We start from the raw sequence: 300 nt of genomic DNA, 5'->3' as shown, positions 1-300 counted from the left end.
GCCGCACTGGAAGCGGAAGTCAATCAGTACATAGCCGAGTTGGCGGCCGAGACCGACGAGGCCGGCCGACGTCTCGTGGTCCGCAACGGCCACCACCGACCCCGGACCGTGGTCACCGCGGCCGGACCGGTGGAGGTCAGGGCCCCGCGGGTGAACGACCGGCGCATCGACGAGGCCACAGGCGAGCGCAGGCGGTTCTCCTCGAAGATCCTTCCTCCGTGGTGCCGCAAGTCTCCGAAGATCTCCGAGGTACTGCCACTGCTCTACCTGCACGGCCTGTCCTCCGGTGCCTTCGTCCCG

At 68.7% G+C, this 300-nt stretch carries 1 protein-coding gene; it reads left to right on the top strand.

The genetic code is table 11. From position 1 onward, the window contains the following. Positions 1 to 300: transposase (locus TN53_RS43855; protein WP_199924774.1), on the top strand; the 300-nt coding region annotated here is incomplete at both ends.

Source organism: Streptomyces sp. WM6386 (genome assembly GCF_000972385.1).
Taxonomy (GTDB): Bacteria; Actinomycetota; Actinomycetes; order Streptomycetales; family Streptomycetaceae; genus Streptomyces.
Note: the sequence above shows the minus strand (reverse complement) of the source record. Positions and strands in the feature narration are given on the sequence as shown.